Consider the following 14,780-nt stretch of genomic DNA (forward strand, 5'->3'; position numbering starts at 1 on the left):
GTAACAAAGTTTAAAAGTGTTACGTGTCAAATTAACATTCCATAGAAAAATCAGCGTATCGCTACGTGATACGCTGATTTTTCTTACTTTTTATGCATGTTTCTGTACACTTTTTTCTTTCTTCGTTAAACTTTTTGCATTCGTGATGTCAACATCAATCCCAGGATTTTGCAGTATGCTCTGCTTTTCCTTTCCGCATCATCAGGTCATATACTGCCTCTTTTGCATTTTTCCCTTCAAAGAGGATCGCATTGACCTGCTCAATAATGGGCATGTCCACTTCGTATTTTTTGCCGAGAGCTACAGCTGCTTTGGTAGAATACACTCCTTCTACCACCATTTTCACCTCGTCCATTGCTTCCTGCATAGTCTTGCCCTGTCCGATCAGATAACCGGCTTTACGATTACGGCTGTGAACACTGGCGCATGTTACAATAAGATCACCGATTCCGGTCAGTCCCATAAAACTTTCTTTTGTGCCGCCCATCTTCACGCCCAGCTTTGCAATTTCATGGATTCCTCTTGTAATAAGAGCTGCCTTTGTATTATCTCCATAACCAAGGCCGTCAGCCATGCCTGCCGCCAGCGCAATGACATTTTTCAGGGATCCTCCAAGCTCAATTCCCAGGATATCCGGGCTTGTATACACACGGAAGACCTCATTCATAAACATCTTCTGCAGGTATTCCGCGGTAGCCTTTGTCTTGGCGCCAACCACAACACTTGTAGGAAGCTGTCTTCCCACTTCCTCTGCATGACTTGGACCGGACAGCACTGCCACATCCGCCTGCGGGATCTCCTCCTCAATCTGGTCGGACAGTGTCATAAGGGTGGCCTCTTCAATTCCCTTTGCCACATTAACGAGTATCTGCCCATCTGCCACATAAGGAGCCATTGTTCTTGCAGTGCTTCTCGTAAATGGAGAGGGAACTGCCAGAACCACAAAATCTTTTCCGACTACAGTTTCTTCTACATTTGTGGTAAACTTCATATCCTCCGGAAGCCTTACGCCCGGAAGCTTGCTTTTGTGCTCCCGCTCTTTTGAAAGCATTTCCACCTCGTCTGCATTGATGGACCACACAGTCACATCATGCCCGTTTTTGTGAAGGAGAAGTGAGAGAGCTGTTCCCCAGCTTCCCGCTCCCATAATCCCTACTTTTGCCATATTATTCCTCCTCTCTATGCATATCCGCAAATTATCCTGCGGAAATTTACCTTCCACCGAAGCTTAATTTATTCTCAGTACCTTCTCTGAGCCTTTGTATGTTGGATCTGTGTTTAAAAAATGCTGAAATCACAACCAGTGCGGCAAGAATGTAGATCTCATACAGATAACTGCCTTGCACACCGAATCCCCCCATCTGTCCATATACAACAACACAGAGGAAATATATGATCACCACTGCCAGAGACCCTACAGATACATATTTTGTCCCTGCGACCATGCCCACAAACACCGCAAGACAGATCAGCATGATCCAGATATTCCAGCTGGTAATAATGATCCCTGCAGTAACGGCAATTCCCTTTCCTCCCTTAAACTTCATATAAAAAGGATAGTTATGCCCAAGCACTGCTCCGATCCCTGCGTACATGGACAGCACAGGGAGAATATCACCGTGGCTTCCGCCGTAGATCAGCCGTACCACCAGCACCGCAAATACGCACTTAAGGCAGTCGCCCAGCAGGGTAATAAGCCCCGCCTTTTTTCCCATTGTCCTTAATGCATTGGTGGTCCCGGCATTCCCGCTTCCTTTTGTGCGGATATCAATATGTTTTGTTTTTCCGTACAAATATCCGGTCTGGAACAATCCAAACACATATCCGATCAACAAACAAATGATTCGTTCCATTTCCTACTGCTCCTTTTCCTTTCGCTGACGAATGAAAAATCTTAAAGAAGTTCCTTTAAACCCAAAGGCCTCCCGTATTTTATTTTCCAAATATCGTGTATATGAAAAATGCATCAGCTCTTTATCATTCACAAAAATTACGAAAGTCGGCGGCTTCACCGATACCTGGGTAATATAGTAAAGCTTCAGCCGTTTTCCCTTGTCTGACGGCGGCTGCTGCATAGCAACTGCCTCCATCATGATCTCATTGAGCACTCCTGTAGCCACGCGGAGTGTCTGGTTCTGAATGACCATATCAATCTTTTCAAACAGTTTCGGCAGCCTCTGCCCGGTCAGTGCAGATACATACATAATCTCCGCATAGGGCATAAAGGAAAGAATCTGACGCACACGGCTTTCATATTCTCTCATCGTCTTGTCGTTCTTTTCAATGGCATCCCACTTGTTGACCACAATGATGATCCCTTTTCCTCTTTCGTGAGCAATTCCCGCGATTTTGGCATCCTGCTCCGTCACACCCTCTGCAGCGTCAATGACAACAAGAACCACATCTGCTCTCTCCACAGCAGTTACCGTACGGATGATACTGTAACGCTCCAGTTCTTCTTTAATCTTGTTCTTTCTCCGGAGCCCTGCAGTATCAATAAACACATATTCTTTGCCGTCGTGAACCACCTCTGTATCAATGGCATCCCTGGTAGTTCCCGCTATATCAGACACGATCACTCTCTGCTCGCCCAGCAGGCGGTTGATGATCGAGGATTTCCCTACATTGGGCTTCCCTACAATGGCTACTCTCGGACGCTCGTCCTCCTCTTCCTCTGCAGAATGTTCCGGAAAATGAGCGATCACCGCATCCAGCATATCTCCAAGTCCCAGCTTGGAGGAAGCGGATATAGGCATGGGATCTCCGATTCCAAGATTATAAAATTCATAGACATCTACTGCAAATTTATCAAAATTATCTACTTTATTTACCACTAACACAACTGGCTTCCCGGAACGCCGGAGCATGTCTGCAACCTTTGCATCCGCGTCGATCAGCCCCTGTCGTACATCGGTCAGGAAAATGATAACGTCTGCCGTATCAATGGCAATCTGCGCCTGCTCCCTCATCTGCGAAAGGATAATATCTTTACTCTCCGGTTCAATTCCACCGGTATCGATCAGTGTAAATTCTCTGTCAAGCCAGGACACTTCTGCATAAATACGATCCCGCGTTACACCTGGCGTATCTTTTACAATGGAGATCATCTCTCCTGCAAGTACATTAAAAAGGGTGGATTTTCCAACGTTTGGCCTTCCTACAATGGCCACCACCGGTTTACTCATGGTCTTCCTCCTATCTTTCTTTCAAAACGGCCTCAATAAAATTCTGCCCGCTTGATTTTACAATATCTATGTCAGATTGTAAAGCTTCTTTCAAATCCTCCAAAGTCATGTCATCCAAAAATACCTCTTCTCCGCTCCGAAACATACTGCATGGAAGAAGAAGAACATTTCCCAGCTCTTTTCCCTTAAGCTGTGCTGCAAGATCCGTCCCTGTGATCAAGCCGGCCACGGTAATCTTCTCCCCGAAAAAGTCGTTTCTGATCTCATAGACATGGATCTTTGTCCCGGAATACTTCCCTTCGATCCGATCCGCCATAGCTCTGATAAAGGGAAATGCAAGCTTTCCGGTGGCAATAGACACTTCTCTTGGCTTCTCATCGCCCGGAAACTCCGCAAACGCCTCCTGAAATTCATTTTCAAGAAGCCTTAACATGCCCACTCCGTTTTCCAGCTGCAGGTATCCGTCGTATCTTTCCTCTTCCGGAAGTTCCTGCCCTGCCAGCAGATACCATTCATCTCCTGCATGGATAAAGTGGATCCCCCACTTCTCATATAACTTTTTCTGCCAGCGGTGTATCACTTCCAGTACCTTGATGGCGTCCTCTTTGCCAAAAGGCTCCAATGGATACAGCCCGTCCCGGAATTTTGTAAGTCCCACCGGAACAACTGACACGCTCTGAAGATAGGGAAGATATTCTGACAGATCACGGATACTTCTCTCCAGCTCTTCTCCGTCGTTGACGCCCTTACACAGAACAATCTGTCCGTTCATACAGATCTGACCTGCATACAGACGCTTTACCTTCTCAAGGGCCTCTCCCGCGAAACGGTTGTGCAGCATTTCGCAGCGAAGAACCGGATTTGTCGTATGAAAGGAAATATTAATCGGTTCCAAATGGTACCGGATGATCCGGTCAATGTCATGATCGCTCATATTGGTAAGCGTAATATAATTTCCCTGCAGGAAAGAAAGGCGCGAGTCGTCATCCTTGAAATAGAGAGTATCTCTCATGCCTTCCGGCATTTGATCAATAAAACAGAAAATGCACTTGTTGCGACAGGAACGATACTCATCCATCAGACCTTTTCCAAAATCAATCCCCAAATCCTCTTCATATTCTTTTTCTATTTCAAGTTCCCACTCTTCGCCATTTCTTTTTTCGATCAGAAGCGTCAGCTCCTCATCGTTAACAAAAAAATGGTAATCAAATACGTCTTCAATTTCCTGACTATTGATAGACAGTAGAAAATCTCCCGGTTCGACACCAAGCTCTTCTGCAATACTGCCCGGCTTTACGTCTTTTATTTCATGCTTATGGCTCATAGAATAAACTCCTATTATTAAATTATCAGCGAAATAAGTATAACATATTCTTCCCGATTTAGTTGACCTTTTTATAGGAAAAATGATATAAATAATAAAGAAAAGAAAAAATATAATACACAGGAGGCACTTATGCCAAATTTAGAACTCTTGGAACAGGCTCTGCCTGTCGCCCCTTTAAAGATTGCCGCTCTGGAAAGCTGCAGAGAAATGGGGCAAAAAGTAAATGATTACATCGTACAGTTTCGTCGGGAAACACTGAAGGAAGACTTAAATTCTCCTTTGTTTTCCAACTATCAGACGGACAACTATCTTATAGAATGTCATTGCCCCCGCTTCGGAAGCGGAGAGGCAAAGGGGCTTCTCAAGGAATCTGTCCGCGGAAAAGATCTCTTCATTATGGTCGATGTCTGCAATTACAGCCTGACCTACAGTGTAAATGGACATCTCAACCACATGTCCCCGGACGATCATTACCAGGATTTGAAGCGTATTATCTCTGCGGCCAATGGAAAAGCACACCGCATCAATGTCATGATGCCTTTCCTCTATGAGAGCCGGCAGCATAAACGTACAAAACGTGAGTCCCTGGACTGCGCACTTGCCCTGGAAGAACTGGTAGATATGGGCGTTTCCAATATCCTCACCTTTGACGCCCACGATCCGCGGGTGCAAAATGCGATCCCTCTTCTGGGATTTGACAACTTCAATCCTCCATATCAGTTCATGAAGGCACTGCTTCGTGCCGAACCGGATCTGCAGGTAGACAAAGAACATCTGATGATCGTAAGCCCCGATGAAGGAGCAATGCACCGGGCAGTCTATTTCTCCAATGTCCTTGGAGTAGATATGGGAATGTTCTACAAACGCCGTGATTACTCTACTATTGTAAATGGAAAGAATCCAATCGTAGCCCATGAATTTCTCGGATCTGATGTAAAAGGCAAAAATCTGATCATTGTGGATGATATGATCTCTTCCGGAGAAAGTATGCTGGATGTGGCAAAACAGCTGAAAGACCGCGGAGCCGGACGAGTATTTGTCTGCACTACCTTTGGTCTTTTCACAAATGGCCTGTCTGCCTTTGATGAATACTATGAAAAAGGCTATATCGACCGCGTGATCACTACAAACCTGACGTATCTGCCGCCTGCGGCTCTGGACAAGCCATATTTTGTAACAGCCGATATGAGCAAATTTATTGCTCTTATCATTGAATCCCTGAATCATGATATTTCCATTGGCTCTGTTCTGGATCCCACACAGAAAATCCATGTTCTTCTTGAAAAGCATCGGGCTGCTCTTGCCGCTGGAATAAAATAACGATATGAAATAAGAAAGACTTCCATGATCTGCTGTAAATCGTTGGAAGTCTTTCTTGTTTTTATCATATAAAATATGCTCTATTTATTGAAATCTGTATAGACGCCTCCGCTTTCCATATGTATCCCTCTTGCCTCTGCCATTTCCGATACAGTTACCAGCTGATAGCCTGCATCCACTAGTTTAGGGATCAAAGTAAGCGCTGCATCTACACTGGAACCATGTATATCATGAAGGAGAACAATGTCACCGTCATCTGCAGTCTGAAGCACATTATTGACCACTGCATTCGCATCCTTCGTTTTCCAGTCCAGCGTGTCAATATTCCACAGGATCATAGGCATTCCCACATTTTTCTTTAGCGCATCATTGATCGCCCCATAAGGCGGACGCATCACTGTCGCTGTCTGCCCGCATGCCTTCTCGATCAGATTATTCGTATCACCGATCTGTGCGCGCATATCTGCATCGCTTAATTTAGGCAGTTCCGGGTGATTATAGGAATGATTGCCCAGCTCGCAGCCTGCCTCTACCATTTTGGAAATGACATCTTCATGGCCGGGAATATTGATGCCCTGCATAAAAAACGTGGCGTGGGCATTATATTTTTCCAAAGCAGCAATCAACTCTGCCGTCCGATCTCCCGGTCCATCATCAAATGTAAGAGCCATCATGGGCTGCTCAGGGTCAACCTTACTTTTTTTAGACTCCAGCGCCCCCTCTTCATCAAAGACACATACAGATGAGCCGATCCTTTGCTTTCCTGTTGCCATCTCACCTTCCTGGTTGAAATAGTAGGTCTTCTCATCCAGTTCCATCCACCCTAGTGCTGCTTTTCCATCTGAAAGAAGATAAGCTTTGCTCTCACCTTTCTTTTTCCACTGATCTTTCTGCATGATACCTTTTTCATCAAAGAAATAGTAACTTGCTCCGATCTGCTTCCATCCGCTGACTTTCCGGCCATCTTCTCCAAAATAGTAAGTTCTTTCCTTTACTGTAACAAAATCATTTTCCACATAAGTACCATCCCAGCGCCGGAACTTCTCTTTGTCCCATTCGCCTACTTTATTCAGAACAGTGAGATCTCCGTCCGTCAGCTTTATGGTTACCTTCCCTTTCCACTTCTTGGCAAGCTGCTGCTCTATCTCTTTGGAAAGCTGTAACTGGATCGGAAATTTTCCTTCCTTTGTCCCGTCTGCTTTGCAGGCAATCTCATAGCCTTTCCCCTGCTTCAGATCCTGCATCAGATCCCAGACTGTATATCCACTTTTTTTGTCCAGTTTCTTTTTATGCATCTTTTTTTCTTTCGCCTCACTGGACACTTTTGTCTGAAACGCCGGCATTTCTTCGCCCTGCTTTATTGAAACTGACTTCGCTTCTACTGTGATCAATATATTTCTACTCTTTAGAGCTGCTACCGTAGTCTGAAAAGCAATGATAAGCAGGATAAGCAAAATAAATGCCCCAATTACTCGTTTGACCGTCTTCTCCCGTTTTAACCTCTGTTTTCTGTCCCGCACAGAATGAGCGGATTCTCTTTGCTTTATCATATGTACCTCATTTCACCGGAGTTTTTCCGCTTCTGTCATCATTTTTCAGATATCTGTCTTATAATTATATTACTTTGATATCTGATACCTTATTTAGAATAACATTGCCCTTCTTATGCTTCAACAAAATATCAGGATTGTAATATTAATTATCTTTCATGTAACATTTGTTTAATATATATTTCGACATATATCTTCCAAAATCATCTTTTACCGTCTGAAAAAAGGCTTGCTTCTTCTATCCATCCCATAAGCTCTTTGTCAATCTGTGAAGGATCCGAAATCAGAACATGGTGCGTCCATCTGCCGGTCAAAAAACTGTAAAACAGTATCCTGCATAGTCTTTCCCCCTTCCGTATCTGCACAGGCAAAGAAAAGACCGGAGTCATCTTCAGCCCTGCTCACGCTGCTTTTGTCTCCGGCCCTTTCTCTTTAATTTACGATCCTTACTCTCAGCACCCCGTCAATCTGCCTTAAATCGTCCGCTACCCGTTCCGGGATTTCCGAATCAATATCGATCATCGTATATGCATATCCGCCCTTGCTTTTATTCGCCATATCGGCAATATTCATATTATCATCTGCCAAAATTCTGGTAAACTGACCGATCATATTCGGCTTATTGTAATGGAGAAGAACAATTCTTTTATTCTCGCCCGGCATTCCCATATCACAGTCCGGGTAATTGACAGAATTGCGGATATTTCCATATTCCAGATAATCCATGATCTGACGGACTGCCATTTTAGCACAATTATCTTCAGATTCCTCAGTGGATGCTCCAAGATGTGGAATAACGATAGCACCTTTTACTCCGGCAATAACAGGAGTCGGGAAGTCTGTCACATAATGACGTACCTGACCGCTTTCCAGGGCATCGATCATATCCTCCTCATTTACCAGGACATCTCTGGCAAAATTCAGGACAATTACTCCCTTCTTCATGAGTCCGAGTGCATTTTTATCGATCATGCCTTTTGTACTGTCCATTGCCGGCACATGGATCGTAATATAATCACAGTTTTTATATAATTCATCTACGGTTTTTGCGTGGTGGATATTCCTGGAAAGTCTCCATGCAGAATCCACGGAAACATAAGGATCAAACCCGTACACATCCATTCCAAGATGAGTTGCCGCATTTGCCACGAGCACTCCAATTGCGCCAAGCCCTATCACGCCAAGCTTTTTCCCTTCCAGCTCACATCCTGCAAAGGCTTTTTTCGCTTTTTCTGCGTCTTTGGCAATATTACCGTCCTCTTCATTTTCCTGCACCCAGTTGATTCCTCCAATGATGTCTCTGGATGCCAGAAGCATTCCGGCAATCACCAGCTCTTTCACACCATTTGCATTTGCGCCGGGTGTATTAAATACAACAATCCCCCTCTCCGCACATTTGTCCAGAGGAATATTGTTTACTCCGGCGCCCGCCCTTGCAATCGCCTTCAACTCCGGACTAAACTCCATGTCATGCATGGCAGCGCTCCTTACAAGGATCGCATCTGCTTTCCCCGGGTCACTGACTGGTACATATTGTTCCGTCATACCTTCCATCCCAGCCTCAGAAATTTGGTTTAAGCAATAATAATGATACATGTCTACAGATTCTCCTTCTCAAATTTCTTCATAAAATCTACCAGTGCCTGAACTCCCTCATATGGCATTGCATTGTAAATGCTGGCTCTCATACCGCCCACACTCCGGTGTCCTTTTAAATTTTCCAGTCCTGCCTCTTTTGCCTCTTTCACAAATTTGGCATCCAGTTCTTCATTACCTGTCACAAACGGTACGTTCATAAGAGAGCGGTCCTTCTTTTCGACTGTCCCCTTAAAAAGACAGCTCTCATCCAGATAATCGTAGAGAAGCTTGGCTTTCTTCTCATTTTTCTTCTTTATTTCTTCCAGACCACCCTGCTTTTTCAGCCACTTGAACACCTTGCCGCAGATATAGATCCCGTAAGCCGGCGGAGTATTGTAAAGAGAACCGGCGTCTGCATGTGTCTTATACTGCATCATGGTCGGCGTACCCGGAAGGACATCTTCTGTGATCAGATCCTCTCTGATAATGACGATCACTACTCCGGCAGGGCCGATATTTTTCTGTACACCGCCATAAATCAAACCGTACTTTGTTACATCCACCGGTTCAGATAAAAAGCAGGAGGATACATCCGCCACAAGCGGTTTCCCTTTCGTGTCGGGAAGCTCACGAAATTTTGTCCCGTAAATAGTATTATTTTCACATATGTATACATAATCGGCATCCGGCGACACGGAAAGATCGGAACAGTCCGGTATATAGGAAAATGTTTTATCCTCAGATGAGGCAATCTTATTAACCCGGCCGTATTTCTGCGCTTCCTGATAAGCCTTTTTTGCCCACTGTCCGGTTACGATATAATCTGCCACTTTGTTTTTCATCAGGTTCATAGGAATCATGGCAAACTGCAAAGATACTCCTCCCTGCAGGAAAAGGACTTTATAGTTTTCCGGAATATGCATCAGCTCCCGTATATCTGTTTCCGCTTCATTTAAAATAGAGGCAAAAGCCTGTGAACGATGACTCATTTCCATCACAGACATTCCGGTTCCTCTGTAATCTGTCATTTCCTCCGCCGCCTCTTTCAGAACTTCTTCCGGCAGCATGGCCGGTCCTGCTGAAAAATTATAGACTCTGCTCATAAGCTTCTCCCTCCATTTTCTTTTCTATTTCTACATATCCGCTTCGTCAAAGGCTTCCCGAATCGGCGCTCCCGGCGCCACCATCGGCCATACTTTCTCGTCTTTATCAATCTGACAGTCAATGACAATGGGTTTTCCGAGAGTCAGCGCTCTTGCAAAGGCCTCCTGAAATTCTTCCCGTGTAGTTACCCGAACGCCTTCTGCTCCCATCGCTTCTGCCAGCTTTACAAAATCCACTGCATCATTAAGAACAGTCTGGGAATATCTTTTTCCATAGAACAAATCCTGCCACTGACGTACCATTCCCAGCACATGATTGTTGATCACTACTTGAATCACCGGAATATTGCTTCTTACCGCTGTGGCAATTTCATTCATGTTCATACGGAAACATCCATCCCCGGCAATATTGACTACTGTCTTATCCGGCATTCCGGTCTTTGCCCCAAGCGCGGCGCCAAGCCCGTATCCCATAGTTCCGAGTCCGCCGGAAGTGAGCAAAGTACGCGGTTTTGTGTACTTATAATACTGTGCCGCCCACATCTGATGCTGACCAACCTCTGTTACAATGATCGCTTCTCCTTTTGTCTGACGGTAGATTTCTTCCACTACAAAAGGACCAGTCAACCCTTCACTTGGATAAACGAGAGGATATTTTTCCTTGTAAGCCATAATCTTTTCTTTCCACTCGCTGTGATCCTGCTGTTCCAAAAGCTCATTAATCCTTTTAAGAGTCACCTTCAGATCACCGATCACTCCTTCTGTGATAAGCACATTTTTGTTCATCTCAGCTGCATCTACATCAAACTGAAGGATTTTGGCATGTTTTGCAAACTCCTTCACATTTCCGGTAACACGATCGCTGAAGCGAGCGCCGGCTACGATCAGAAGGTCACATTCATCCACACCGTAATCTGCTGTTTTTGTTCCATGCATTCCTATCATCCCGGTATAAAGTTCATCTGTTCCGGGAAATGCTCCTTTTCCCATAAGAGAGTCTGTCACAGGAGCATCTACTTTCTTTATAAACTCATACAATTCCTTATGAGCACCAGACAAAATCGCACCGCCGCCCACAAAGACGTAGGGTTTTTTGGACTGACGGATCATTTCCAAAGCTGTTTGGATATCTTCCTCGCACACTTCTTCAGAGGGCATTACCGGCTCGATCACTGCCGGCTCATATTCTGTCACTGTGCTGGTAATATCTTTCGGAATATCGATAAGAACCGGCCCCGGACGCCCCTTTTTTGCGATTACGAAGGCTTTGCGGATGGTATCTGCCAGTTTTGTTACATCCTTCACAATATAGTTATGCTTTGTAATAGGCATAGTAATACCTGCAATATCAATTTCCTGGAAACTGTCTTTTCCAAGTAAGGATACTCCTACATTACAGGTAATTGCAACGATTGGAATAGAGTCCATATATGCTGTCGCAATTCCTGTCACAAGATTCGTTGCGCCCGGCCCGCTGGTGGCAAAGCATACCCCTACTCGCCCTGTTGCTCTGGCATAGCCGTCCGCCGCATGGGCTGCTCCCTGTTCGTGGGATGTAAGAATGTGTCTGATTTCATTACTATGCTTATACAGCTCATCATATACATTCAGGATTGCTCCCCCCGGATAGCCGAATACTGTATCAACACCCTGTTCTTTTAAACATTCAATAACAATTTCTGCACCTGTCAACTGCATTTCATCACTCTTTTCCTACTTTTATTTATTTTTTTGGAATTTCCAATACAGCGCCGCGATTTCCCGAAGTAACCATGGAAGCATATCTTGCCAGATATCCTGTTGTAATCTTAGGTTCACGAGGCTGCCAGTTTTTCTTCCTTTCTTCCAATACTTCATCCGGAACATCCAGTTCGATTTTCAGTCCGGGAATATCGATCTTGATTATATCTCCTTCTTCTACAAAAGCAATGGGGCCGCCCACTGCGGCTTCCGGTGAAACATGTCCGATAGACGCTCCTCTGGATGCACCGCTGAAACGTCCGTCTGTGATCAGAGCTACACTGGATCCAAGTCCCATTCCGGCAATAGCAGAGGTTGGATTGAGCATTTCCGGCATTCCGGGACCTCCCTTGGGCCCTACATAGCGGATCACAACCACATCACCTTCTACAATTTTTCCTCCTTTGATCGCTGCGATCGCATCTTCCTCACAGTCAAAGACTCTTGCAGGCCCTTCGTGAACCAGCATTTCATCTACAACTGCAGACCGTTTTACCACGGTTCCGTCAGGAGCCAGGTTGCCTTTCAAAACTGCAAGGCCGCCCGTTTCGCTGTATGGATTGTCGATTGGCCGGATGACGTTATGATTTTTGTTCACCGCTCCTTTGATGTTTTCGCCAACTGTCTTTCCGGTTACAGTCATACACTCCGTATGGAGAAGTCCTTTTTTATTCAGCTCAGACATGACAGCGTAAACGCCGCCCGCCTCATTGAGATCTTCAATATAAGTATGGCCTGCTGGTGCAAGGTGGCAGAGATTCGGAGTCTTCTCACTGATTCCGTTTGCGAAATCGATCTCGAAATCCATACCGATCTCATGAGCGATCGCCGGCAGATGCAGCATACTGTTGGTGGAGCATCCAAGTGCCATATCTACAGTCAGGGCATTGAGGATTGCCTCCTTCGTCATAATATCTCTTGGACAGATATTTTTTCTTACCAATTCCATGATCTGCATTCCGGCATGTTTTGCAAGACGGATACGCTCGGAATAAACTGCCGGAATCGTTCCGTTTCCTGCAAGTCCCATTCCGAGAACCTCTGTCAGACAGTTCATGCTGTTTGCTGTATACATCCCGGAACAGGATCCGCATGTGGGACATGCCTTGTTTTCCATCTCCAGAAGTCCTTCATCGTCCATCTTTCCTGCCGCATGAGCGCCAACTGCTTCAAACATACTGGAAAGACTTGTTTTTTCGCCATGTACGTGTCCGGCCATCATTGGACCGCCGCTGACAAAAATTGTCGGCACATTGATCCGGGCTGCCGCCATCAGAAGCCCAGGCACATTCTTATCACAATTCGGAACCATAACAAGTCCGTCGAACTGATGGGCCATTGCCATCGCTTCCGTAGAATCTGCAATAAGATCACGGGTCACAAGAGAATATTTCATACCAATGTGTCCCATGGCGATTCCGTCACACACTGCAATGGCCGGAAATACAATAGGGGTTCCCCCTGCCATTGCCACACCCATCTTCACTGCATTCACGATCTTATCCAGATTCATGTGTCCTGGAACAATCTCATTGTAGGAGCTGACAATACCGATCAGTGGACGGTCAAGCTCTTCTTTCGTGTATCCTAACGCATTAAATAACGAACGGTGGGGTGCCTGCTGCACGCCCTTTTTTACATTATCACTTCTCATATTCAATCCTCCGTTGCAATTTGGGACGTAACACTTTTAAACTTTACTACGTCCCAAATTGAAAAATACCCTGTGTAAAACTGCAATATACCCTGTGTAAAACTGTATCTAAATATATGCTGCGATCCGATCTCCCATCTCTTTTGTGCCGATCTGCTTCTTGCCCTCCGACATAATATCTATCGTACGATACCCGTCTTTCAGGACTTTCTCTACTGCCGCTTCAATGGCGTCTGCCTCCTGATCCAGGTCAAAACTGAATCTTAGCATCATAGCAGCGGATAAAATGGTTGCGATCGGATTTGCTATTCCTTTTCCGGCAATATCCGGGGCGGAACCTCCGCTTGGCTCATACAGGCCGAATTTTGTTTCATTCAGACTGGCACTTGCCAGCATTCCAATAGATCCGGTCACCATACTGGCTTCGTCAGAGAGAATATCGCCAAACATATTCTCTGTCAAAATCACATCAAACTGACGCGGATCTTTTACCAGCTGCATCGCACAATTGTCTACCAGCATATGTTCCAACTCAACGTTCGGATACTCTTTTGCCACGTCTTCTACAACTTTTCTCCAAAGTCTGGAAGAATCCAGTACATTCGCCTTATCCACACTTGTTACTTTGCATCGTCTCTTTTCCGCAACGTCAAAAGCACGCTTTGCAATCCTTCTGATCTCATTTTCATTATAGGTGAGAGAATCATAGGCTGTCATAACGCCATCTTCCTCTACGGTTTTCCTTTCTCCAAAATACAGACCTCCGGTCAGCTCACGCATGATCATCATATCAAAACCGCCCTCCGTAATGTCTTCTTTCAAAGGACAGGCTCCTTTCAATTCATCATACAAAACTGCAGGCCGCAGATTGGCAAAAAGATTCAGTGCCTTTCTTATTTTCAAAAGTCCGGCCTCCGGTCTTTTATCCGGCTCAAGCTGATACCAGGGTGAAGTTTTTGCATCTCCCCCTATGGATCCCATTAATACTGCATCGCAGGCTTTTGCTTTTTCTATTGTCTCATCGGTCAGAGGGATTCCGTGCACATCAATAGAGGCGCCTCCCAAAAGAAGCTGTTCATAATGGCAGGTATGTCCATATACATTTCCAACTTTATCTAAAACCTTCATGGCCTCTGTGACAATCTCCGGCCCGATACCATCGCCTTTGATCACTCCAATCTTCAGATCCATACACCTCTTCCTTTCTATACAAATTTCATTATTTTTTAATAATATCTCATTTTATGACTTGTTTCAACCCTTTCACAGTGAATTAACACAAAAAATAGAGTGTCCTCGGTTTTTAATTATTTTATAAAATAG

Annotated in this window: 13 protein-coding genes; 1 reads left to right on the forward strand and 12 read right to left on the reverse strand. The window is 45.0% G+C overall.

Annotated elements, in window-relative coordinates; genetic code table 11:
* Positions 1–154: 154 nt before the first annotated feature.
* The 4 genes from R2J37_RS09935 to R2J37_RS09950 are packed head-to-tail and all read right to left on the reverse strand — an operon-like array spanning position 155 to position 4,509.
* A complete protein-coding gene (locus R2J37_RS09935) occupies positions 155–1,165 on the reverse strand; it encodes an NAD(P)H-dependent glycerol-3-phosphate dehydrogenase (protein WP_316264817.1) in 1,011 nt (336 codons plus the stop codon).
* 46 nt (positions 1,166–1,211) lie between these two features.
* Positions 1,212–1,853, reverse strand: a complete 642-nt coding sequence (gene plsY / locus R2J37_RS09940; protein ID WP_316264818.1) for a glycerol-3-phosphate 1-O-acyltransferase PlsY — start codon at positions 1,851–1,853, stop codon at positions 1,212–1,214.
* Positions 1,854–1,856: 3 nt separating this feature from the next.
* Complete coding sequence (der, locus tag R2J37_RS09945; protein ID WP_230105900.1) at positions 1,857–3,185, reverse strand: ribosome biogenesis GTPase Der; 1,329 nt, start codon at positions 3,183–3,185, stop codon at positions 1,857–1,859.
* A gap of 10 nt (positions 3,186–3,195) precedes the next feature.
* Complete coding sequence (locus R2J37_RS09950; protein ID WP_331490059.1) at positions 3,196–4,509, reverse strand: DUF512 domain-containing protein; 1,314 nt, start codon at positions 4,507–4,509, stop codon at positions 3,196–3,198.
* Between the two features lie 132 nt (positions 4,510–4,641).
* On the opposite strand from R2J37_RS09950, the gene R2J37_RS09955 reads away from it, so the two are divergent.
* Positions 4,642–5,832 (forward strand): ribose-phosphate pyrophosphokinase, encoded by a 1,191-nt coding sequence (locus R2J37_RS09955; protein ID WP_256193527.1) that lies wholly within the window; start codon positions 4,642–4,644, stop codon positions 5,830–5,832.
* A gap of 80 nt (positions 5,833–5,912) precedes the next feature.
* Here R2J37_RS09955 and R2J37_RS09960 read toward each other — a convergent pair whose 3' ends face one another.
* The 8 genes from R2J37_RS09960 to leuB form a co-directional block, all read right to left on the reverse strand.
* On the reverse strand, positions 5,913–7,382 hold the full coding sequence (locus tag R2J37_RS09960; RefSeq protein ID WP_316264819.1) for a polysaccharide deacetylase family protein: 1,470 nt from the start codon (positions 7,380–7,382) through the stop codon (positions 5,913–5,915).
* Positions 7,383–7,585: 203 nt separating this feature from the next.
* Entirely contained in the window at positions 7,586–7,696 is a 111-nt protein-coding gene (locus R2J37_RS15215) for a DUF5655 domain-containing protein (protein WP_256193611.1), read from the reverse strand.
* Positions 7,644–7,787: a hypothetical protein gene (locus tag R2J37_RS09965; protein WP_256193616.1), complete on the reverse strand. Its 144-nt coding sequence runs from the start codon at positions 7,785–7,787 to the stop codon at positions 7,644–7,646. Before R2J37_RS09965 ends, R2J37_RS15215 begins: the two co-directional genes overlap by 53 nt.
* Before the next feature lie 27 nt (positions 7,788–7,814).
* Positions 7,815–8,978, reverse strand: a complete 1,164-nt coding sequence (locus R2J37_RS09970) for a phosphoglycerate dehydrogenase (RefSeq protein ID WP_316264820.1) — start codon at positions 8,976–8,978, stop codon at positions 7,815–7,817.
* 2 nt (positions 8,979–8,980) lie between these two features.
* Complete coding sequence (gene serC / locus R2J37_RS09975) at positions 8,981–10,063, reverse strand: 3-phosphoserine/phosphohydroxythreonine transaminase (RefSeq protein ID WP_316264821.1); 1,083 nt, start codon at positions 10,061–10,063, stop codon at positions 8,981–8,983.
* 30 nt (positions 10,064–10,093) lie between these two features.
* A complete protein-coding gene (gene ilvB / locus R2J37_RS09980) occupies positions 10,094–11,761 on the reverse strand; it encodes a biosynthetic-type acetolactate synthase large subunit (RefSeq protein WP_230105893.1) in 1,668 nt (555 codons plus the stop codon).
* A gap of 25 nt (positions 11,762–11,786) precedes the next feature.
* On the reverse strand, positions 11,787–13,457 hold the full coding sequence (gene ilvD, locus R2J37_RS09985) for a dihydroxy-acid dehydratase (protein ID WP_316264822.1): 1,671 nt from the start codon (positions 13,455–13,457) through the stop codon (positions 11,787–11,789).
* Between the two features lie 108 nt (positions 13,458–13,565).
* Complete coding sequence (gene leuB, locus R2J37_RS09990) at positions 13,566–14,648, reverse strand: 3-isopropylmalate dehydrogenase (protein ID WP_230105891.1); 1,083 nt, start codon at positions 14,646–14,648, stop codon at positions 13,566–13,568.
* Positions 14,649–14,780: the final 132 nt, after the last annotated feature.

The organism is Claveliimonas bilis, from assembly GCF_030296775.1.
Taxonomy (GTDB): domain Bacteria; phylum Bacillota; class Clostridia; order Lachnospirales; family Lachnospiraceae; genus Claveliimonas; species Claveliimonas bilis.